Here is a 21,473-nt window from a genome sequence, read left to right as displayed (position 1 = left end):
TCCGAGTGCAGCACCGGCTCGCCCGTCTCGACCGCAAGGTCACGCCGTTGCTGCTCATCGCGCCCTTCTTCGGGTTGTTCGTCGTGTTCGGCGCGTTCCCGCTGCTCTACACGATCTGGGTGTCGCTCCACGACTGGAACCTGCTCGACGGCGACCAGGGCTACCTCGGGCTCGCCAACTACGGCGAGCTGCTGACCGACCCGCGGTTCTACAACGCGCTGGCCAACACCGTCGGCATCTTCCTGCTCGCCGCCGTCCCGGAGTTCCTGCTGTCGCTGGGGATCGCCGCGCTGCTCGACCGGCCGCTGCGGGGCGCGACCTGGTGGCGCACCGGGATCCTGCTGCCGAACGTCGTGTCGGTCGTCGCGATCGGGCTGGTTTTCGGGCAGCTGTTCAGCCGCGACTACGGCGTGGTCAACGAGGTGCTCGGCTGGTTCGGCGTCGCCCCGGTCAACTGGCAGGCGACGACCTGGTCGTCGCACGTCGCGGTCGCGTCGATGGTGCTCTGGCGGTGGACCGGGTACAACGCGCTGATCTACCTGTCCGCGATGCAGGCCGTGCCGGCCGATCTGTACGAGGCCGCGGCGCTCGACGGCGCGTCGCGGTGGCGGACGTTCTGGTCGATCACCGTCCCGGGCATCCGCCCGGCGCTCGCCTTCACGGCCATCGCGGGCACGGTCAACGGCCTGCAGCTGTTCGCCGAGCCGCAGCTGTTCGACTCGGGCGGGTCCGGCGGGACCGGCGGCAACGACCGCCAGTTCCAGACGCTCACGATGTACTTGTACGAGAAGGGGTTCACCCATTTCGACGCCGGTTACGCAGCTGCGCTGACCTGGGTGCTGTTCGTCGTCTGCGCGCTGTTCGCGCTGGTCAACTACCGGCTCGTGCGCCGGTTCGTGAGGGCGGCGTGAGGGCCCGGCAGCGCCCGGGTGCCTGGGTGTACGCGGTGCTGGTCGGCGTGCTCGGTGCGTCGATCTTCCCGCTGTACTGGTCGTTCGTGGTGTCCACAAGGGACAATTCGGCGATCGGGGAGACGTCGCCGCTGCTGCTGCCGGGCGGCCATCTCTTCGAGAACGTGCGGCGCGTGTTCGACACCGTCGACTTCTGGCTCGCGATCGGCAACTCGCTGATCGTCTCGGGCACGGTGATGGTGTCCAATGTGGTCCTGGCCAGCCTGGCCGGGTTCGCCTTCGCGCGGCTGCGGTTCCGGGGGCGCAACACGCTGTTCCTGCTCGTCGTCGGGTCGGCGATGGTGCCGGCGCAGCTCGGCGTCATCCCGCTCTACCTCGTGATCGGGGACCTGGGCTGGTACGGCCGGCTGGAAGCGGTGATCGTGCCCGCGCTGGTCAGCGCGTTCAGCGTGTTCTGGATGCGGCAGGCCTGCGAAAACGCGATCAGCCCCGACCTGGTCGACGCCGCGACAGTCGACGGCTGCTCGATCCTGCGCACGTACTGGCACGTGGCGGTGCCCGCGTTGCGCCCGCAGGCCGCGGTGCTCGCGATGCTCACGTTCATGGCGACGTGGAACGACTACTTCTGGCCGCTGGTGGTACTCGACCCGAACGAGACGCCGACGGTGCAGGTCGCGTTGTCGCAGCTGGCCAGCGGTTACTACACCGATTACGCGCTGATGCTGACCGGGGCGACCGTGGGCGTGCTTCCCGTCATCGTGTTGTTCCTGCTGCTCGGCCGCTACATCGTCCGGGGGATCCTGAAAGGGGCGCCAGTATGACCGAGTTTCCGGCGGGCTTCCTGTGGGGCGCGGCGACCGCGTCGTACCAGGTCGAGGGCGGCGTCACCGAAGGCGGTAGAGGACCGTCCATCTGGGACACCTTTGCGGCGACCGAGGGCAAGGTCCTCGAAGGCGCGTCCGGCGAGGTCGCCTGCGACCACTACCACCGCTACCCCGAGGACGTCGGCCTGCTGGCCGGCCTGGGTCTCGGCGCCTACCGGTTCTCGGTGGCGTGGCCGCGGGTGATGCCGGACGGGCGGACCCCGTCGTCGTCCGGGCTGGCGTTCTACGACCGGCTGGTGGACGAGCTGCTGAGCCGCGACGTCGTCCCGGTGCTGACGCTGTACCACTGGGACCTGCCGCAGGCGCTGGAGGACGCGGGCGGCTGGCCGTCGCGGGACACGGCGTTCCGGTTCGCCGAGTACGCGGCGGTGGTCCACGACGCGCTGGGCGACCGCGTCAACCAGTGGACGACGGTCAACGAGCCGTTCTGCGCGGCCTTCCTGGGCTACGGCAGCGGGGTGCACGCCCCGGGCGTCCAGGATTACGACACGGCCTTGGTCGCGGCGCACCACCTGCTGCTCGGCCACGGCCTGGCGACCCGCGCCCTGACGGAGCAGGCGCGGCCGGGCCACGAGTTCTCACTGGCCCTGAACTTCGCCCCGGCGATCGCGGACGGCTCGTCGCCGGCCCATCTCGAGGCGGCCCGGAAGTTCGACGGCATCCACAACCGGTTCTTCCTGGATCCGGTGCTGGGCAAGGGCTATCCCGCGGACGTCATGGCGGACGTCGCGCACCACGGCGGCCGCTTCGCCGCGTCCGTCTTGGACGGTGACACGGACGTCATCGCGGCGGCCATCGACTGGCTGGGCGTGAACTACTACGCCCCGGCTCGGGTGACGCCGCTTGCGGATCCCTTGGCACCGAGCAACTGCCCGCTGCCGGGCTTGCGGGGCCTGGACGTGCTCCCGGCCGTCCCGCCGCTGACGGCGTTCGGCTGGGAGCAGACACCTTCCTCCCTGACTTCGCTCCTCGGTTGGATTTCCACCCGATCCGGCGGCCTGCCGCTGGTGGTGGCCGAGAACGGCGCGTCCTTTGTGGACGAAGTGGTCGACGGCCGGGTCCACGACACCGACCGGGTCGCCTACCTGGATTCCCACGTCCGAGCGGTCCACGACGCGATCCGCGCGGGCGCGGACGTCCGCGGCTACTTCGCGTGGTCCCTGCTGGACAACTTCGAGTGGGCGATGGGCTATTCGCAACGGTTCGGCCTGGTCCACGTCGACTTCGACACCCAGATCCGTACGGTCAAGGACTCCGGCATCCACCTGGGCCGCATCGCGAAGTCCAACGCCCTGCCCACCTGACCGACCCTCCAGACACTCGTGTCGACCCTTGAATCACGCGTGTCGACCTCCCAATCACGCGAGTCGACCCTTCAATCACGCGAGTCGACCTCCTGATCACGTCGCCCACGGGGCCCGCACCCGGCCGCGTGGGCCTGAAAGGTCGACACGTGTGATTGCCGAGCCGACACGTGTGATTGGAGGGTCGACACGACGTCGATCGCCGTACCGGCACGGCCGGTTCGCGTACCTGGATGGACGACTCGCGTACCCAGGCGGACGACACGCGTACCTGGGCGGACGACACGGGGTCGGGTCAGGTGCGCTGGCGGAAGGCGTCCGCCACGCCCGAGCGGGACGGGGTTTCCAGCTTGCCCAGGAGACGCGCCACGTGGGCCTGCACCGTGCGGCGCGGCAGGGACAGCTCCGCCGCGATGTCCGGGTTCGAGCGGCCCTCCGCGACCAGGCTGGCGATGCGGACCTCGATCGGGGTGAGGGACTCCCAGCCGTGGCCCGGGCGGATCGGGGAGAACAGCGCGCCGCGGCGGACGCCCAGCCGGCGCAGGCGCGTCTCCGCCCGGCGCAGGTCCCAGCGGGCCGACAGCGCCGTGTACAGCTCGGCCGCCTCCTCGAACGCCGCCTGGGCCGCGTCCAGGCGGCCGGCGCGGGCCAGCAGCACCGCGCCGTCCTCCAGGGCCGCCGCCAGTTCCGGGCGGCGGCCGACCGCGCGGAAGTGCTCGGCCGTGTCCAGCACCGGCCGCGGGTCCTCCTCGATCAGGCCGCGGCACCACGACACCGCCGCGTGCGCCCGCGCCGGGCGGCGTTCCTTCGCCGCCTCCTCCTCGCAGACGTCCAGCGCCCGCAACGCGCGTTCGCGGTCGTCCTGCTCCATCGCCAGCCGGACGAACGCCGGGAGCCACTGGTGCCGCAGCATCATCTGCGCGTACGTCGGGTTCAGGATCGGCTCGAGCACCTGCAGCGCTTTCGCCCGGTCGCCGCGCTGCTCGGCCGCGAGGGCGTCGGCGACCAGCAGGAAGTCGAAGCTCTCACGCTCGGCGCCGGTCGCCGGGGCGTACTCCTCCGCCGCGTCGAGGTGCGCCGCCGCTTGGGCTCGGTCGTCGCGGCGGCCGGCGATCAGGGCCGCTACGCCGTGCAGCAGCAGCGCCGCCGGGCCGGGTTCGCGCAGGCCGTAGAACGTGATCGCCGGGCCGTCCTCGGTGACGGTGTCCAGCTCGACCAGGGCCTCGTCCCAGCGCCCCTCCCAGTACCGGTGCACCGCGACGGACACCTGCAGCCCGACCGGCATCGCGTGCCGGGCCGCGACCTCGCCCGCCGTGCGCAGCGCTTCGCCCGCCTCGGCGAGCCGGTCGAGGTTCTGAAGCGTGAAGACGCGGTTGTCGAGCAGGTCCAGGTGCAGGTCGGCCAGCTCGTGCTCGTCGCCGACGGCGTCGATCGCCGCGTCGATGTGCTCGAGCGCGCTGTCGTGCTCGCGGCGCACCGAGTCCACCAGCCACAACGACTGCAGCGCGTGCGCGGTCAGGTAGTGGTCGCCGCCGGACTGCGCCTTCGTCTCGCGCGCGGCCTTCTCCGCGGTGTCCAAATCGGACAGATCGCCGCGGCGGAAGTTCGCCAGCAGCTGCCGGTGCCGGCCGCGCCAGAGCTCCGGCACCGCCGGGTCGTCGGCGGACGCGCCGAGCGTCATGACCGCGCCTTCGGTGTCCCCGCGGCGGTGCTGCAGCGCGGCGAGCACGTGCCGCATCTCCTCGACGGCGTCCGGCTCGGTGGCGACCTCGAGGGCCTGCTGGGCAAGGGATTCCGGGTTGCGCTCCAGCCGGAACAGGACCTTCACCAGCGCGACCAGCAGGACTTCGCGGCGCGGGTCGTCGCTCGCGCCGTCGGCCAGCGCGCGTTCGAGCAGTTCGACGGCGATCAGCGGCGCCCGGTTCGACACGGCCGCGTGGTGCCCGGCCAGCCAGTCGAGCACCCATTCGTCCACTGTGGCCGGTGCGGCCACGAGCTGCTCGGCGACGCGCTTGACCGGGGCGCCGATCCGGGCCAGCGCCTCGGCCGCCTGCCGGTGCAGCGCCGCCCGCGTCCCGGGCAGCAGCCGGTTGTACAACGCCTGGCGCAGCAGGGGATGCCGGAACGCGAGCTGCGTGCCGGTGTCGATGAGGACGTTCGCCGCGACGGCTTCTTCGAGCGGCTCCAGCAGGTCCGACGGCCGGGAGCCGAGCACCGCCGCGATGTCGCCGACGGCGAACTCCATGCCCAGCAACGCGCCCCAGCGCAGCACCTCCTGCGTCCGCGCGGGCAGGAAGTCGAGCCGCCGGTCGACCGCGGCGACCAGCGACTGCGGCGCTTCGAACTCCTCGGGATCGTCGACGTCGGCCTCGCCGCCGGTCACCTCGACCGCGCCGGCGCGCAGCAGGACGTCGACCATCTCCTTGACGTACAACGGGTTTCCGGCACCACGGGCGGCCAGCTCGCGCAGGCCGGGCCCGGGTGGCGCGCCGATCTGGTCCTCGATGAGCCGTCCGACGTCGTCGCCGCTCAACGGCGTGAGGTCGAGCACGACGCCGTCGCGGGCCAGGACACCGCGACGCAGCTGCGCGAGCTCGGCGCGGTCCGGCGCGGGCCGGGTCGCGGCCACCAGCAGCAGGGGCAGCTGCCGCGTCGCCGCGCAGAGCCGGTGCCACACCAGCACGGACGCCTCGTCCGCCCACTGCAGGTCGTCGACCACCAGCACCTGCGGGGTCTGCGCGCAGAGCTCGTCGACCAGGGCCAGCAGCCGGTCGACGGCGCCGAGCACCGGGTCGGCCGGGCCCCAGCTGCGGCGCACCGGCCCCTCGCCCGCGAGCTCCTTCGCCACCCGCGCGCGCCGCGGGTCGGGCGAGTGCGCGTCGATCGCCAGGCACTCCAGGATCACCTGCAGCGGGAACCGGGTGCTCAGCTCGTCGGCGGCCGCCCAGAGGAGCTGGAACCCGGGGCCGGCGGCCAAGGCGCTGGTGAGCAGCTCGGACTTGCCGATCCCGGCCTCGCCCTCGATCCACACGGCCCGGCCGCGCCCGCCCCGGACGTCGGCGACGAGCTCCGCGAGCCGCGAGGTTTCTGTCTCCCGACCGAAAAGCCGGTGCCGCGGCACCGGGACCGGGGCGACCGCCGCGGGCGCGTCGAGCGCCGGATCCTGGGCGAGGATCTGCTGCTGGAGCCGCTGCAACGCCGGTCCGGGCTCGACCCCCAGCTCGCCGATCAGCGTCGTGCGGGCGTCGCGGAAGACGTCGAGGGCGTCGGCGTGCCGGCCACTGCGGTAGAGGGCGACCATGAGCGACTCGCGCAGCGACTCCCGCAGCGGGTGCTCCCCGGCGAGCACGGCGAGCTCGGGCGCCAGGTCGAGGTGACCGCCGAGGGCGAGCAGCGCCTCGGCCCGCCGCTCCAGCGTGCCCAGCCGCAGCTCGGCGAGGTATTCGCGGTGCCGCTCGGCGAACCCGCCCGGGACCCCGGAAAGCGCTTCGCCCTGCCAGAGCGCCAAGGCGGCGTCCAGCTCGGTGACGGCGGCGCGCGGGTCACCCCGGTCGAGGTGCTGCTGCGCGAGTTCGCGGTGCCGTTCGAAGAGGGCCGAGTCCAGCGCGTCTTCGCCGAGCAGCAAGGAGTACCCGGCGGTTTCCGACACGAGCAGGCTCGACGCCGACCAGCGCGACCGGTCCGGTTCCAGCGCCCGCCGCAGGCCCGAGACGTAGGTGTGGACGCTGCCTTCGACGCTCGCGGGCGCGGAGTCGCCCCAGACGCCGGCGATCAGCTCGGCGCGCGGGACGGGACGGCCGGCGTTGACCGCGAGCACCGCGAAGATCGCGCGCTGACGAGCGGGGCCGAGGCCGATTTCGGCCTCCCCGCGCCAGGCCCGCAGCGGGCCGAGCACGCCCACCCGCAGACCGGTGTCCGCATCCCCTGGCATGTCGTTCCGTTCTCGGTACCGACTTCTCAACCGAGCTTACTGAAGTGGCAACACCCGATCGGGGTCACTCTTGGAGGGGAGCTTACTGATCCGGCAAGCCCGGGATCACGCCCCGGCGGCGGAATCGCGGGGTTTTCGTGCGAATGGGCCTCAGCGGCGTATGCCCTGGTAGACGGCCCAGGTCAGGGCCTCGGGACGACTGTGCCCGCGGAGGCGGCTCGCGTCTTGAGAAGGCCGGATCCGTTGTGGGACACCAAAGGCGTCAGTGTCACTCGCCGGCGGCGCGGGAACGGACCGGGTTCGCCCGCCGGATCCCGAAGGGCTGCATCCGGGACTCCGCGCGCCGGACGTCCCAGACCGCGCCCATGCCCGTGTACCCCGTCAGCGCCGCCCGGAACGCCGTCCTCGCGTCGTCCAGGCGGCCGGACTCGGCCAGCAGGATCGCCGCGTCCTCGGTCGCCTTGGCCTGCTTGAGCAGCCGGCCCGCCGCGCGGTAGTGCTCGGCCGCCGTCAGCACCGGTTCCGGGTCGCCGGTGACCAGGCCCCGGCAGTGCGCGGCCGCGGCCGCGTGGGCCGGCGGCACGTCACCCTCGGGCTCGAGCAGCCGCAACGCCTGGTGCGCGTGCTGCTGGTCGCCGAGCTGCCCGGCGAGCCGGACCAGGTCGGGCAGCCACTGGTGCCGCGCGGCCGGCGGGTAGTTCTCCTCCAGCAGCGGCAAAAGCGCCGCCAGCGCCGCCTCCGGACGGCCGTCCTGCTCGGCCAGCAACGACTGCGCCGCGAGCAGGAAGTCCCCGCCGTCGGGCTCGATCCCCTTCGGCCACTGCTGCCGTCCCGCCGCGTCGAGGTGCGTCCTGGCCTGCTCCGGCTCGCCGCGGTGGCCGGCGATCAGCGCGCCGACGCCGTGCACGAGCAGCGCCGAACCCGGGCTCCGCAGGACGTAGGAAGCGGTTTCCGCGCCGTCGCGGATCACCGCGTCCAGCTCGGCCAGCGCCTCCGGCCAGCGGCCCAGCCAGTAGTAGTGCACCGCGCCGGCCAGGTGCATCTCGCCCGGCACCGCGCGGGTCGCGGCGAGGCGGCGGGCGGCGTCGAGGGGCTCGGCGGCTTCGTCGAGGCTGTCGAGGTTCGGCACGGACAGCGCGGCGTCGTCCAGCGGGTGCAGCCCGGCGGGCACCAGGACCGCGCCCGGGTCGTCACCCAGTCGTTCCAGCGTGGTCAGCAGCGACTCGTGCCGCCCGCGCCACATCTCCGGGACGTCGGCGTCGTCGAGGGTCCGCTTCACCTCGGCCGTCGCCTCGGCGAAATCGCCGCGGCGGTAGTAGATGTAGGCCAGGATCCAGCGCATCTCGGCCGCGCGCCTGCTGTCCGACGTCCGCGCGACGACCGAGCGCGCCTCGGCCTCGGGCTCGCGGCCGAGCCAGAACAGCAACCGTGCCAAGGTCGCGGTAAGCGTTTCCCTTGCCTCCGGCTGCAGCGCGCCCTGCGTGACGGCGTGGCGCAGCAGGTCCACCGCGATGCGCGGGGTTTCGGTGGCGACCGTGCCGATGTTCTCCAGCAGCCAGGTGACGACCCACGGGTCGACCTGGGCCGGGGCCGCCGCGAGTTGCTCGGCGACGCGGTCCGCGGGCGCACCCGCCGTCGCGAAGGCCTCGGCCAGCTGCCGGTGCAGCGCGACGCGCATCGCCGCGGGCGTCTTTTCGTAGAGCACCCGGCGCAGCAACGGGTGCCGGAACGCCACCCGGTCGCCGGACTCGACGAGCACTCCGGAGGTGATCGCCTCGTCGACCGCGCCCACCAGCGACGTCGGCGGCCGCTCGGTGGCGACCGCGATGTCGGACAACGAGAACTCGCGGCCCAGCAACGCGGCCCAGCGCAACGTGTCGCGGGTGCCGCTGGAGAGGAAGCTCAGGTACAGCGTGATCCGCGAGCCCAGCGGGGACGGGATGTTCTGGCACGAGTTGCCGTCCAGGTGCGCGTGCACGCCGTCGAGCACGATCATCGACTGCGCCAGCAGCGTTTCGACGACTTCCCGGACGTAGCGAGGGTTTCCGGCCGCGTAAGACACCAGCAGCTGCAGGCCGGGCCCCGGCGGCGCGCCCACCAGCTCGGTGGCGAGCTGCCGCACGGCGCTCTCGGCCAGCGGCGGCAGCGCGAGCACGGTGGTGCCGTCGGCGCCGAGCTCGCCGCGCAGGTCGTCCAGCGCGGACAGCCGCGGCACCGGGCGGCACGCGCCGACGAGCAGCAGCGGCAGGTCCCGCGTCTCCCGGCTCAGGTACCGCCAGACGCGCAACGTCGTGTCGTCGGCCCACTGCAGGTCGTCGACCGCGAGCACGAGCGGGCCCTCCGCGCACAGCTCGCGGACCAGCCCGAGCAGCCCGTCGACCGGGTCCTCGCCGGGGTGCTCGGTGAGCCGGACGGCGAGGTCGGCCCGGCGTTCGTCGGTGGCCCGCGGGTGCACGCCCAGTGCGTCCAGCAACGGCCGCAGCGCGAACCGCTGGTCCAGCGCGTCGGCGACGGCGAAGGCGGGTTTCACGTCGGCGTCCTGCGCCGCGGCGAGCACCTCGGCCAGCAGGGCGGTGCGACCGCTGCCCGGTTCGCCCTCCAGCCACAGCGACCGGCCGGTGCCGGCGGCGAGGCCGGTGACGGCCTCGCGCAGCAGCGCCAGCTCGGCGTCCCGGCCGACGAAGACGTCCGTGCGTTCCGGAAGTGACGTGACGGGGAACCGTGTCACGCGGGCGGGGGCCGCCGGTTTCCGGGCCGGCGGCTCGGCCGGCTTCTCCAGCAACTCCTCGTACAGCCGCCGCAGTGCCGGGCCCGGCTCGGTGCCCGACGACTCGACGAGCTTGTCCCGGACGTCGGTGTAGACGGCGATCGCCTCGGTCCGCCGGTCGGACCGGGCGAGCGCGCGCATGAGCAGGCCGCGCAGCGTCTCGCGGAAGGGGTGCTCGCGGGTCAACGCGGTCAGCTCGGCGACGAGCTCGTGGTGCCCGCCGGACTCCAGCACGATCTCGGCCCGGCGTTCGATCGTCGCCAGCCGCACCTCGCCGAGCCGCGCGCGCTGGGCGGCGGCGAACGGCCCGGGCAGGCCGGACAGCGGCACGCCCTGCCACAGGCTCAAGGCCTCGTCGAGGGTTTCGCGCGCGCCGCGCAGGTCGCCCGCGGACTGCTGCCGCTGCGCCTGCTCGCGCAGGGACTCGAACCGGTGGACGTCGATCGCCTCGGCGTCCAGGCACAGCGAGTAGCCGGACCCGATCGACGCGAGCAGCTGCGGGCCGGTGCCCTTGGCGCGGTCGGGCTCGAGCGCCCGCCGCAGCCCCGAGACGTACGTGTAGATCGAACCCTGCGCGCTCTGCGGGGGCGCCTCGCCCCAGACCGCGTCGATCAGCTCCTCGCGCGAGACCGTGCGGTTCGGGTTCATCGCCAGTGCGGCGAGGACCGTGCGACGGTGCGCGGAGCCGAGATCGAGCTCCGTTTCGCCTTGCCAAGCCTGCACTGGGCCCAGCAAGCGGAGTCTCGGTGCGGCGCTGTCCGCAGCCGACATCGGTCTCCCTTCGTGCGCTGACGGATCGTCACGCGCCGGATGCCTGAGGTGAGCATACGCGGCGGTCGTGAACCCGCAGGCAAGGATGGCGGACATTCGGGCAACGGCCGTCGGGCGGGGTTTCGTTCGGCTGCCCGGTACGCCACTCTCGGATGCCGGACACGTGAGGAGCCACGAATGAGTTCAGCCGCCCCGACGGACGACATGAAGCGTGCCGCCGCGCGTTTCGCGTCCGCCATCGAGGCCGCGAACTCCCAGCTCCGCGACGTCAACAGCGAGATGGCGACGCTGCAGGCGGCGTGGCGCGGCGAGGCCTCGGTGCGGTTCGGTCAGGCGATGAACGACTGGGAGCAGGAGTTCGACGTGATCCTCACCCGGCTCGCGTGGCTGCTGGAGGCCACCGGCGGCCGGGTGCCGGCGCAGCGGTCCGGCGGGCCGGGCGGGACGTGACGGTGTCCCGGCAGCGGTTCGACTTCACCCTCGCCGACCTGGTGCTCGACCGGATGGGGTCGATCACCGGCGGCATCGGCGAGCTGCTGGCCGAGCTGGAGTCCACTGTGGAGCCGGGGCTGGCGGGCTGGACGGACGAGGCGCGGGAGCGGTACCAGCAGGCCAAGCGCGACTGGGTCAAGGCGGCGGAGCGGATGCCGGACTGCGTCGACCGGGCGCGGGAGGCGTTCTGCGAGCTGGCTCGCGGCTCCGGTGAGCCCCGCGCCTGAGCCGTCTTCACCAGGGCTTTGGCCGGCGTGAAGACGGAATAGGGAGGGCGTGAAGACACGCCGTCCACACTGCTTCCATGAAGCCCGTCGAAGTGACCGTCCTCGCCTCGGACCCGATCACGCACGCCGGCGCGGTGAGCCTCCTGGAGTCCCATCCGGATCTCCGGATCACCGACCTGGTGCCCGACGTGCTGCTGGTGATGGAGGAGCACGTCTCCGAGACGGTGCTGGGCGAGATCCGCGCGGCCAAGGCGTCCCACGTCGTGCTGGTCGTCGAGCACTTCCGCGAGAGCGACCTGATGGCGGTGCTGGAGAGCGGCGTCGTGGCGATCCTGCCGCGCCGCGAGACGGGCGGGTCCGAGCTGGTCACGGCGGTGCTGGCGGCGGGCGACGGCACGGCGAACCTGCCGCCGCGGCTGCAGGGGGCGCTGCTGTCGCAGGTCCAGCGGATGCGCCGGGACGTCCTCGAGCCGAACGGCCTGACGCTGTCCGGGCTCGCCGCGCGCGAGTGCGACGTGCTGCGGCTGGTCGCCGAGGGCTTCGGCACCGAGGAAATCGCCGCGAAGTTGTGTTATTCCGAGCGGACCGTGAAGAACGTCCTCTACGGCCTGATGACGCGCTGCGGACTCAACAACCGCGCGCACGCCGTCGCCTACGCGCTGCGGGCGGGCGCAATCTGAGCGGGTTTCGCCTAGGGTCGCGATCATGGTGTTGACCGCAGCAGAGATCGCGGAGTCGGTGCGGGCCGGAACGCTCGATCCGGTGCAGGTGACCAGGGAAGCCCTTGACCGGATCGCGGCCGCCGACGGCGTCGTCGGCGCGTTCCGCCGGGTGCGTGCCGAGGAGGCGCTGGCGGACGCCGCCGAGGTCGCCGCGCGGCCCGATCTCGCGTCGCTTCCGCTGGCCGGGGTGCCTGTCGCGGTCAAGGACGTCACGGCGATCGCCGGGGAGTTCGCGTCGCACGGCTCGGTGGCGGGGCCGTCCACTCCGGCCGGTGAGGACGGCGTGATCGCGGCCCGGCTGCGGGCGGCCGGCGCGGTGCTCGTCGGGCTGACGCGCGTGCCCGAGCTGTGCATCTGGCCGATGAGCGACACCCCGGACGGCATCGCCCGCAACCCCTGGGAGCCGACGTACGCCTCGGGCGGCTCGTCCGGCGGCAGCGCGGCGGCGGTGGCGGCCGGGCTGGTCCCGCTCGCCCACGGCACCGACGGCCTCGGCTCGATCCGCCTGCCGGCGGCGATGTGCGGGCTGGTCGGGCTGAAGCCGGGCGCGGACCGGCTGGCCGAAGGCGGCTGGTTCGGCATGTCGGTGCACGGCCCACTGGCCACGACGGTCGCCGACGCGGCCGTGCTGCTCTCGGTGCTGGCTTCGGATCCTTCGCTGGCGACCGTGCCGTCGCCGTCGGGGGTGCGGATCGGGACGTCCACGACGGTGCCGGTGCTGCGCTCGCCGGTCCCTCGCGAGCTGGTCGCGGCGGTGACGCAGGCGGCGGAGCTGCTGAAGGCGGCCGGGCACACGGTCGCACCGGGCGCGCCCAAGTACCCCGTTTCGGCGATCCTGGGCATCTCGGCCCGCTGGTGCGCCGGCCCGGCCGAGCAGGCCCGTGACTTCGACTTCTCCCGGCTGCAGCGCCGGACCCGCACGCACGTCCGGCTCGGGCAGCTGTTCGAGAAGGCCGGCTTCATCCGCGAACGCACGAAGCAGCGCTGGCTCGCGCGGGCGGAGGAGTTCTTCGCCGGCCACGACGTCCTGATGACGCCGACGCTCTCGCACTGGCCGGCGAAGGCGGGCCGCTGGCACGAGCGCCGCTGGGCGGCGAACGTGGTGCCCTCACTGCGCCTGGCGGGCTTCACGGGCCTGTGGAACCTGGCGGGCTACCCGGCCATCTCGGTCCCGGTGAGCCGGGCGTCGTCGTCCGGCCTCCCGACGTCGGTCCAGCTGATCACGCGCCCAGGCGGCGAATCGCTGCTGCTGGGCCTGGCGGCCCAGCTGGAGTCGGCAAACCCCTGGCCCCGCACCGCCCGCGCCTGACGCGTCCCCGCAAAGCCGTGAAGGCCACCTTGAGGGACATAGAGTCCCTCAAGGTGGCCTTCACGGAACATCAGGAGGTCAGGAGCCGGGCTTGCCCGCCGCGGGGGACAGCGGCTTGGCGCCGTTGCCGTTCCCGTTCGCCGGGCGGGTCGCCGGGCCGTGCTGCTTCGCCGGGGCGTTGTTGCCCGGCTTCGCGGCCGGGGGCGCCTGCTTCGCGGGCACCGCGGCCTTCGTCGCCCCCGAGGGCACCGGAGTCTTGGCCGGGATCGACGGCTGGACCACCGGGACCACCGGCGCGGCCGGGGTCGTCGGGGACTCGGCGCGGTCGTCGCCGCCCACCAGCTTGGACGCCTGCGGGATCACGGCTTCCTCGGGCAGCGTGGCCAGCTGCGTCTCGCTGCGGTTGAGGATGTCCTCGGCCGCCGCCAGGCTCTTGCGGGCCTGCTCACGGATCTCGGCCAGGCGCTCGACCTTGCGGTTGGCCGCCGTCGTGCGCTGGGCCGCCTGGGTCGTCGCCTCGTCGAGACGGCGCTTGGCCTCGGCCGTGGCCTCGTCGAGCCGGCGCTTCGCCTCGGTGGTCGCCTCCGCGAGGCGGCGCTCGGCCTGGTTCTTGCTCGCCGTGCGCTGGTCGGCGACGTGCTTCTCCAGCGCCGCCTTCTGAGCCGCCTGGGACGCCTCGAACTCGCGCTCGAGCTTCCGGCGCTTGCGCTCCGCCTCGTTGTCGAGCAGTTCCCGCCGCTGGGCCGCCTCGACGGTGAGCCGCTGCACCTCCGCGCGCGTCTCGGAAAGCGCGTTCTCGTGCTCCGAATGGAGCAGGTCGGCCTGCTTGTCCAGCTCCGTGACGAGCCGCGAGTAGCGCTCACGCAGCTTCGTCGACGCCTCGGTCGAGCCCGCCCACGTCTTCTCCGCGGCGGCTTCGGCGCGCTTGACGATCTCGTCCGCGCGGGCCTGCGCGAGCGTCACCGTGCGCTGCATCCGCTCGTCGAGGTCCTCGAGCCGCTCCGGCGGTTTCTTCAGCTCCTCGACGCGCGCTTCCAGCTGCGCGACCTGCCCGCGGACGGACTCCAGCTCGCGCGCGACCGCGGCGGTCTGCGCCACCGCCGCGTCACGGTCGCTGACCACGCGGCGCAGCTGGGCCTCGACGTGGTCGAGGTACTGGCGCACCTCGTTCCGGTCGAAGCCGTGCCAAGCCTGGGTGTACTCGCGACGGAGGGGGAGCAGGCCGTTGAGGGCGCTTGCGGCATTCTCGCGCTCAGGAACCATGGGCCCGACCGTACCCGGGCACGCAGCGCTTCCGCCGTCCGGCTTAACAAATCACCAACACGTGTCGCGGACGTGGCGGCGCGTCGCCGGAACGGCCGTACCCGGAAAACTCTGAGTTACCAGTGGAAGCCTCGCGACAGACGCGCGAGCGCCATCGCCGCGCGCGAGAGGTGTTTCTCGCCACGCCCGATCTTGAGCTGGCCAGAACCGCCCGCCGCGGTCGAATCCGGGAAGATCCGGAAACCCTGGTACGCGACGGCGTCGGTGAGGCCCGGCGTGAGCGTGTAGGCCAGCCCGATCGCCTGCCCGGCGGGCGTGCCGATGTGCTTCGGACGCTCCAAGAGCGCCTTCATCACCATGTCCGCGGCCTGCTCCGGCGACTTCGTCGGGAACGCGTCGTAGATCTTCGTCGGCCGGATCATCGGCGTCCGCACCAGCGGCATGTGGATCGTGGTGAAGGTGATCCCGTCGCCGTGCGTCTCCGTCGCCGCGATCCGCGAGAAGTAGTCCAGCGCCGCCTTCGACGCCGCGTACGCCGAGAAGCGCGGCGCGATGCCCTGCACGCCGATCGACGAGACGTTCACGATGTGCCCGAACTTCCGCTCGGACATGTGCGGCAGCACCGCGAGGATCAGCCGGACCGCGCCGAAGTAGTTGATCGCCATCGCGCGCTCGTAGTCGTGCATCCGGTCGTAGGACAGCTTGATCGACCTGCGGATCGACCGGCCGGCGTTGTTGACCAGCATGTCGATCCGGCCGTGCTCGGCGAGCATCGCGTCGACGGCCTTGTGCACCGAGTCCTCGTCGGTCAGGTCGGCCGGGTACACCGACGCCGTGCCGCCGGCCGCGACGATCTCGTCGCGCACCTCTTCCAGCTCGTGCTGCCGCCGCGCCACGAGCAGCGGGACGCCACCCGCCGCGGCGACCTTCAGCGCGGTCGCCCGGCCGATGCCCGACGACGCGCCGGTGATGATCACGCGACGGCCGTCCAGCTCGCCCCGCGGGCCGTGCTTGCGCGCGCGGAACGGGTCGAGGTGCTCGCGCCAGTACCGCCACAGCGTCGCCGCGTAGTCCTCCAGCCGCGGCACCTCGACGCTGCCGGCGAGCGCCTTGCGCGTCGCGGTCGAGGAGAACACCGACGGGAACGCCATCGTCTCCAACAGCACTGGCGGGATGCCGAGGCGCTCCATGACGGCGTCGCGCGCGATGGTGAAGCCGGGGATGTGCTCGGACAGCTTGACCAGCCCGACGATGCCCTTCGAGAACCGCTCGTTGAGCTGCACGGTGATCGTCGGCGCGCCCGCGGCCTTCGCGAAGGCGTTGTACACCGAGACGACCGGCTGCGGCTCCGGGTTGACCAGGTGGAAGGCCTGGCCGTCGTGGCCGGGCTTGGTCACCAGCTCCAGCAGCGCCTTGGCGACGTAGTCGACCGGCACGACGTTCGTGTCGCCCAGGTCCGGCCCGACGATCGGCAGGTCCGGCAGCCCGGCGAGCCTGCTGATCGCGGGGAAGAGGTAGTACGGGCCGTCGACCTTGTCCATCTCACCGGTGACGGAGTCCCCGACGACGACGGCGGGCCGGTACACCCGCCACGGCACCTCGGTCTGCTCGCGGACGATCTTCTCGGCCTCGAACTTGGTCCGGTGGTACGGCGTGATCAGCCGCTGCCCGGCGTCGAACATCTCCTCGGTGAAGACGCCGTCGTGGTCGCCCGCGACCGCCACCGAGGACACGTGGTGCAGGCAGCCGGCACGCAGGTCGGCCGCCAGGTCGACGACGCTGCGCGTGCCGTCCACATTGGCCTTGACGCTCGCCTCGTCGTCGGCGGTGATGTCGTAGAGCGCGGCCAGGTGCACGATGTGGTCGACGTGCCCGCGCAGGTCCTCGCGGTCCTTCTCGGACACCCCGAGCAGCGGCTCGCCGAGGTCGCCGGTGACCAGCGTGACGCGGTCGGAGTGCGGCCACTGGTCGACCAGCGCGGCCAGCTTGGCCCGGCTCGACGCGCGCACCAGCAACGCGACGCGGTCGTCGTCGGGGCGGGAGAGCAGCCGCCGGGTGAACTGGCGCCCGATCAGTCCGGTCGCCCCGGTCACCAAGAACGTCGCCATCGTCGCCTCACCTCTCGCAGCCGTGCCTGACCCTGGGCATTCTGCTGCATCCGGGCGTCACTGACCACCGTGGCACGACGTGATGTTACCCACGAGTAACTTAGGCCGGGTCCGCGATGACGACGCGGTTCTCCTCGTAACCGTCCGAACCGCCGACCCAGCGGCCCCCGCAGGTCACCAGGACCACCCGGTGCGGGCCGGACTGGCCGAACAGGTCGGCGGCCCGCGCGGGCAGGTCGTTCTTGTGCACCGTGACCAGCTGGGAGACGCGGTAGCGCCAGGCCTTGCCGGTGCTGTCCACAATGGACACCATGCCGCCGATGCGGTCGGTCCACAGCTCGGCGAACGGCCCGGTCGCGCCCCGCCAGTTCACGTGGCCGGCGAACACGCTCGCCCCGCCCGCCGCGTCCAGCTCGGCACCCCACCAGGTCGCCTGGCCGAGGTCGGCGGGGATCGGCAGCTCGGCGTTCGGCCCGAGGTCCTTGCGCACCAGCGTCGCCGTGCCGCCGCCGGGCAGCCGGACGGTGCCGGGCTCCTGCGGCGCGGCCACCCTCGGGGTCTCGGCCGCCGGGGCCGCCGCGCTCGTCGTCGGCGGAGGCGGCGACGAAGGCGAAGACGGCGGTGTGGTCGCCGGGGGCGCCGAAGTAGGGGCCCCGCCCGGCGCCCGCCCGGCCGCGGGCACGGGCTGCGCGACGCCCGCGACGACGGTGGTCGACGGCGGCGCGTCGACCACGCCGGTGGCGACCTCGACGGCCAGCACGGTCACGACGCCCACCGCGAAACCGCCCAGCAGCTTCCCTTTTCCCAGCACGGCGTTACCTGCGCGAGGCGCGCCGCGCGGCGAGGCCGACCAGTGCGGACCCCAGCAGGGCGAGCAGGCCGAGCCCGGCGACACCGGCCGTCGAGTAGCTGGTTTCGACCGCGCCCTGGGCCAGCACGGTCGGCGGGCCGCCCGCCGGGATGGCGTGCGGGATCTCGTTCGGCTTGTTCGACACCGTCAGCGCCAGCGTCTTGCCGGATTCGATCTTCCCGCAGGCCGACGGCGGGTTCTTCGGGTCGAACGCGTTCGTGTACCCCGGCGGCGCGCTGACCTCGACCACGCAGACGTCCTGCGGCGCCCGGAGGTTCTCGACGGTGACGGCGCCGGTCTTGCCGTCGGTGGTGACGACGGCGGGCTTGCCGTCGGCGCCGTTCAGCGGCTTGCCGTCCTGGTCGAGCGCGGCCGTCGCCTTGTCCGCACCGGTGATCCGCAGGACCGCCCCGCCGACGCCCTTGCCGCTGTCCGCGTCCACCTTGGTCACCTGCACGGCACCCGGCTTGGCGACGTTGACGACGCCCTGGGCGGTCAGTTCCTTCTCGCCGCCGGTCGACACGACCCGCTGGACGCCGGTGTTCACCGGGGCCCGCACGTACGGCCGGTCGGCGGGCGCGGTGAGCGACGCGGCCAGCCCGGGCTTGTCCCCGGTCGGCGTCAGCGAGACCTTCACCGTGCCGTCCGCACCGGTCTTGAGGGTGACGTCCTTCGCCGCGGCCTGCGGGCTCGAGTTGCCCGCGTCGGCCGTGGTTTCCGTGCCCTCCGCGAGGGTGGCGGCGGTCGCCGTCAGCTTCACCGCGACGTCGGCGACGCCCTTGCCCTTGGCGTTCTTGACCGTCACCGTCCACTCGCCGGCGGTGCCGACGTGCTGGTCGTCCTTCGGCGTGGTGACCGACGCCGTCCACGGGCCGCGGTTGGTCTCGGCCTCGTTCGTCAGCCGGGTCACGGCGGCCTGCGCGTCCGCGGGCAGCTTGGCCAGGTGGAAGTCCGCGTCGTAGCCGATCTTGTCGGCGGTCAGCGACGCGTCGAGGTCGGCGGCCGAGCGCGGTGCGGCCGTCCAGGAGTGCAGCAGGTGCGCGAGCGCCGCGGCCTCCTCGGGCTTCTTCGTGTCGCCGTAGCGCAACAGGAGGTAGGAGATGTTCGCCGCCTGGTCCGCGGGCAGCTTCGTGCCCCACTTCGTCAGCAGCTCGTCACCCGGCTTGTACTCCTCGTCGGTGTTCGGGGCCTTGAGCTGGAAGCTCACGCAGAACACCTGCTGGCCGCCGACGATGTAGGAGCCCAGCCAGTTGCGGCTCGGGGTCGGGTTCATCGGCTGGCCCGGTTTGACCTCGTAGCCGATGCCCTCCTGGGACGCGGCCGACGCCGCGGGGGCGCCGACGGTCACCGAAAGCGCACCCAGCAGGGCCACGGCGATCAGGCTGGTGAGCGCGCGACGACCCGCGCGGGGGTTCGGGGACCACACCATGGTGTGTCGGCTCCTTCGCTGGTCCGCGCCGACGTCGGGGGCGTCGTCGCAGGTCACACGTTTGATCACAACCCAGGCACGCTTTCGGTGAATAACCGGCCACGCCTGGTGAGCGTCTCGCCGCAGGGTCAAGAATGTCTAGCGTCCATCGGGTGCCTGTCGGTGAACGGTCGTGGCGTCCGTCGCATACGGTGTGCGCGAAGACCGCTGATCAGGCGTCGAGTAAAGTCGTCTTTACTCGACGGGAACCGCGCGTCCCCGGCGGTCGTTGGACCCTATGCAGCCTTGATTCACGCAGCGTTGATTCACAGAGCAGCAGATCCAGGAGGATCAGGTGCGTTCCAGTAGCAACCCGGCGTTCCGCAACCTGCCCAAGGGCGGAACGCAGACTCACGGCCAGTACGGCCCCCCGGTGGGCTTCAACCAGCCCCAGGGTGGCGTGCCCGGGTACGGCCCGGGACAGGTCTCCGCCAACGAGGGCGACCGCCCCATGACCGTCGACGACGTCGTCGTCAAGACGGGCATCAGCCTCGGCGTCACGCTGCTCGTCGGGATCGTCACGGCGATCTGGGCGCAGAACGCCCTCACCGACACGGGCAGCCTGCCCGGCGCGCTCATCGGGGCGATGCTCGGCGGCCTGGTCGTCGGGCTCGTGATCTCGCTGGTGATCATTTTCAAACAGAAGGCGAGCGCGCCGCTGACGCTCGTCTACTCGGCCGCCGAAGGTCTCTTCCTCGGCGCGCTGAGCGGCGTGTTCGAGGTGATCTACCCGGGCATCGCGCTGCAGGCGATCATCGGCACGATGGGTGTCTTCATCGGCATGCTGGTGGTCTACAAGACCGGCGCCGTGAAGGTCACGCCGAAGCTGACCAAGTGGATCGTCGGCGCCGTCGTCGGTGTCGCGATCCTCATGCTGTTCAACCTGATCAGCGCCGTGGCCTTCGGTTTCAACCCGCTGCGTGACGGCGGCCCGATCGCCATCATCTTCAGCATCGTCTGCATCGGCATCGCGGCCTTCAGCTTCCTGCTCGACTTCGACCAGGCGGACCGGATGATCCGCGAGGGCGTGCCGTCGAAGTGGGCCTGGTACGTCGCCTTCGGCCTGATGACGACCCTGGTCTGGCTGTACCTGGAGATCCTGCGGCTGCTGTCCTACCTCCGCGAGTAATCTGGCTCACAGTCTTGCAGTGAAGGCGCTCCGTAATCAACGGGGCGCCTTTTCTGTCGGTTAGTCCCTCATACGTGGACCCCGCTGCGGCTACTGATCACACTGCGTGTTTGATGTGCCGGTCGGTTCTCTTATTTCACATGTGTGAGGTTCACAGTGAGCGTTCCCCCTCCGGCCCCCGGGGGCCAGCAGCCGGTGGGTCAGCCCGATCCCTACGGGCCGCCTCCCGGCGGCCAGCCGCAGCAGCAGTACGGCCAGCAGCAGTACGGCACGCCGCCGCAGGGTCAGCCGCAGCCGCAGTACGGCACGCCGCCCCAGGGCCAGCCGGTCCAGGGGCAGCCGGGCCAGTACGGGCCGCCGCCCGGCCAGTTCGGCCAGCCCGGTTACCCGCCCGCGCCGCCCGTCCCGCCGAAGAAGTCGAAGGCGCTCTGGATCCGCCTCGCGCTCGTCGCGGTGATCGTGGTCGTCGGCGGCACGCTGGCGATCATCAACTTCGCCAAGTCGCCGGGGAGCTCCTCGGTCGGCGACTGCCTGACGATCACCCAGTTCACCACGGGCGGCGACGACCCGGTCAAGGCCGACTGCGGCGACGTGAACGCGAACGTGAAGATCGGTGCCAAGCTCGACAGCGCCGGCGACGAGTGCCCCGGTGGCGCCGAGTCGCCGTACGACACCTACTCCGTCACCGGCAGCAGCTCCTACAAGCTGTGCCTGACGGTCAACGCCAAGCAGGGGGACTGCCTGGCGAACCTGACGTCGAAGACCGAGGGCTACAAGAAGGTGCCGTGCAGCGACCCGAGCGGCGAAGCCGAGGTCGTGAAGGTCATCGACGGCACGGCCGACAAGAACGCCTGCGGTGACAGCCAGGACGTCATCGCCGTGGCGTACCCGCAGCCCGCGCAGACGATGTGCTTCAAGGCCAAGAAGTAGGTTCCAGCTCGTCGAAGGCCCCCTCACGCACTCGTGAGGGGGCCTTCGTCTGGGCGGCCTACGGCGCCAAGTCCGGAGTCCTCCTGCTGCTCGGCCTGGGCCTCGGGCTCGCGCTGTTCCCCTCGCGCTTCGGCTTCATCTCGGCGTGGCGGCAGCTGATCGCGGTCGGCAACGGCCAGGACCTGCGGGCCCACACCGTGCTGCTCGGCACCGCCGCGACGCTCGTCGCGCTGATCGCCGGCACCGGCACCGGCACCGGGCTGTTCGGCAGCAAACCCGCGCCCGCCGCCAGCCCGCTCGGGCTCGCCTCTTCACGCTCGGCGGTACCTGGATCGGACTGAAGCTGCGGCCGCTGATCGGGCTGTCCAACCCCGTCCCGGCGGACAGCATCTGCTGAGGCGTTTTCT

General features: G+C 72.4%; 15 protein-coding genes and 1 pseudogene. 10 read left to right on the top strand and 6 right to left on the bottom strand.

The genetic code is table 11. The features are described 5' to 3' along the window. Positions 1–5: 5 nt before the first annotated feature. From VA596_RS03545 to VA596_RS03535, 3 genes are read left to right on the top strand one after another with little or no spacing between them, the layout of a single operon-like run. Positions 6–911 (top strand): carbohydrate ABC transporter permease, encoded by a 906-nt coding sequence (locus tag VA596_RS03545; protein WP_323323542.1) that lies wholly within the window; start codon positions 6–8, stop codon positions 909–911. Further along, positions 908–1,732 (top strand): carbohydrate ABC transporter permease, encoded by an 825-nt coding sequence (locus VA596_RS03540; RefSeq protein ID WP_323323540.1) that lies wholly within the window; start codon positions 908–910, stop codon positions 1,730–1,732. Before VA596_RS03545 ends, VA596_RS03540 begins: the two co-directional genes overlap by 4 nt. Further along, entirely contained in the window at positions 1,729–3,099 is a 1,371-nt protein-coding gene (locus tag VA596_RS03535) for a GH1 family beta-glucosidase (RefSeq protein ID WP_323323538.1), read from the top strand. The genes VA596_RS03540 and VA596_RS03535 overlap by 4 nt, the downstream gene beginning before the upstream one ends. Positions 3,100–3,394: 295 nt before the next feature. Here VA596_RS03535 and VA596_RS03530 read toward each other — a convergent pair whose 3' ends face one another. After that, a complete protein-coding gene (locus VA596_RS03530; RefSeq protein WP_323323536.1) occupies positions 3,395–7,030 on the bottom strand; it encodes a BTAD domain-containing putative transcriptional regulator in 3,636 nt (1,211 codons plus the stop codon). A 268-nt stretch (positions 7,031–7,298) separates the two neighbouring features. Further along, the gene (locus VA596_RS03525; RefSeq protein ID WP_458363999.1) at positions 7,299–10,520 is read right to left on the bottom strand and encodes a BTAD domain-containing putative transcriptional regulator; all 3,222 of its coding nucleotides are present in this window, start codon (positions 10,518–10,520) and stop codon (positions 7,299–7,301) included. 225 nt (positions 10,521–10,745) lie between these two features. Between VA596_RS03525 and VA596_RS03520 the strand changes: the two genes are divergently transcribed. From VA596_RS03520 to VA596_RS03505, 4 genes are all read left to right on the top strand, one after another. Beyond that, positions 10,746–11,018, top strand: coding sequence for a WXG100 family type VII secretion target (locus VA596_RS03520; RefSeq protein ID WP_323323532.1), 273 nt, complete (start codon positions 10,746–10,748; stop codon positions 11,016–11,018). 2 nt (positions 11,019–11,020) lie between these two features. Beyond that, entirely contained in the window at positions 11,021–11,287 is a 267-nt protein-coding gene (locus VA596_RS03515) for a WXG100 family type VII secretion target (RefSeq protein WP_323323530.1), read from the top strand. 77 nt (positions 11,288–11,364) lie between these two features. Continuing rightward, positions 11,365–11,967, top strand: a complete 603-nt coding sequence (locus VA596_RS03510; RefSeq protein WP_323323528.1) for a helix-turn-helix transcriptional regulator — start codon at positions 11,365–11,367, stop codon at positions 11,965–11,967. Between the two features lie 25 nt (positions 11,968–11,992). Then, positions 11,993–13,318, top strand: coding sequence for an amidase (locus VA596_RS03505; protein WP_323323526.1), 1,326 nt, complete (start codon positions 11,993–11,995; stop codon positions 13,316–13,318). 78 nt (positions 13,319–13,396) lie between these two features. Here the strand turns inward: VA596_RS03505 and VA596_RS03500 are convergent, their stop codons facing one another. The 4 genes from VA596_RS03500 to VA596_RS03485 form a co-directional block, all read right to left on the bottom strand. Then, complete coding sequence (locus VA596_RS03500) at positions 13,397–14,581, bottom strand: coiled-coil domain-containing protein (protein ID WP_323323524.1); 1,185 nt, start codon at positions 14,579–14,581, stop codon at positions 13,397–13,399. Positions 14,582–14,697: 116 nt separating this feature from the next. Next, positions 14,698–16,689 carry an SDR family oxidoreductase gene (locus VA596_RS03495; RefSeq protein ID WP_323323522.1) on the bottom strand — a complete coding sequence of 664 codons (1,992 nt, stop codon included), beginning with the start codon at positions 16,687–16,689 and terminating at the stop codon, positions 14,698–14,700. A 100-nt stretch (positions 16,690–16,789) separates the two neighbouring features. Then, positions 16,790–17,500, bottom strand: coding sequence for a class F sortase (locus tag VA596_RS03490; protein ID WP_323323521.1), 711 nt, complete (start codon positions 17,498–17,500; stop codon positions 16,790–16,792). 4 nt (positions 17,501–17,504) lie between these two features. Then, positions 17,505–18,968 (bottom strand): SpaA isopeptide-forming pilin-related protein, encoded by a 1,464-nt coding sequence (locus tag VA596_RS03485; protein ID WP_323323519.1) that lies wholly within the window; start codon positions 18,966–18,968, stop codon positions 17,505–17,507. Between the two features lie 334 nt (positions 18,969–19,302). Here VA596_RS03485 and VA596_RS03480 point away from each other — a divergent pair, with 334 nt between their 5' ends. From VA596_RS03480 to VA596_RS03470, 3 genes and pseudogenes are all read left to right on the top strand, one after another. After that, complete coding sequence (locus VA596_RS03480; protein ID WP_323323517.1) at positions 19,303–20,136, top strand: Bax inhibitor-1/YccA family protein; 834 nt, start codon at positions 19,303–19,305, stop codon at positions 20,134–20,136. Between the two features lie 156 nt (positions 20,137–20,292). Continuing rightward, complete coding sequence (locus VA596_RS03475; protein ID WP_323323515.1) at positions 20,293–21,066, top strand: LppU/SCO3897 family protein; 774 nt, start codon at positions 20,293–20,295, stop codon at positions 21,064–21,066. A 44-nt stretch (positions 21,067–21,110) separates the two neighbouring features. Next, a pseudogene (locus VA596_RS03470) lies at positions 21,111–21,374 on the top strand (YeeE/YedE family protein); the annotation flags it as partial. Positions 21,375–21,473: the final 99 nt, after the last annotated feature.

Origin of the sequence: Amycolatopsis heterodermiae, from assembly GCF_034929455.1 — a bacterium.
Taxonomy (GTDB): domain Bacteria; phylum Actinomycetota; class Actinomycetes; order Mycobacteriales; family Pseudonocardiaceae; genus Amycolatopsis; species Amycolatopsis heterodermiae.
The sequence above is the reverse complement of the archived record's forward strand: the minus strand, read 5'-3'. Positions and strand labels throughout refer to the sequence as shown.

Bases quoted from the DNA above. Each gene is read 5' to 3' on its own strand.
- VA596_RS03485 (WP_323323519.1), bottom strand. From the start codon at position 18,968: ATGGTGTGGTCCCCGAACCCCCGCGCGGGTCGTCGCGCGCTCACCAGC.
- VA596_RS03535 (WP_323323538.1), top strand. From the start codon at position 1,729: ATGACCGAGTTTCCGGCGGGCTTCCTGTGGGGCGCGGCGACCGCGTCG.
- VA596_RS03500 (WP_323323524.1), bottom strand. From the start codon at position 14,581: ATGGTTCCTGAGCGCGAGAATGCCGCAAGCGCCCTCAACGGCCTGCTC.
- VA596_RS03520 (WP_323323532.1), top strand. From the start codon at position 10,746: ATGAGTTCAGCCGCCCCGACGGACGACATGAAGCGTGCCGCCGCGCGT.
- VA596_RS03510 (WP_323323528.1), top strand. From the start codon at position 11,365: ATGAAGCCCGTCGAAGTGACCGTCCTCGCCTCGGACCCGATCACGCAC.
- VA596_RS03505 (WP_323323526.1), top strand. From the start codon at position 11,993: ATGGTGTTGACCGCAGCAGAGATCGCGGAGTCGGTGCGGGCCGGAACG.
- VA596_RS03530 (WP_323323536.1), bottom strand. From the start codon at position 7,030: ATGCCAGGGGATGCGGACACCGGTCTGCGGGTGGGCGTGCTCGGCCCG.
- VA596_RS03495 (WP_323323522.1), bottom strand. From the start codon at position 16,689: ATGGCGACGTTCTTGGTGACCGGGGCGACCGGACTGATCGGGCGCCAG.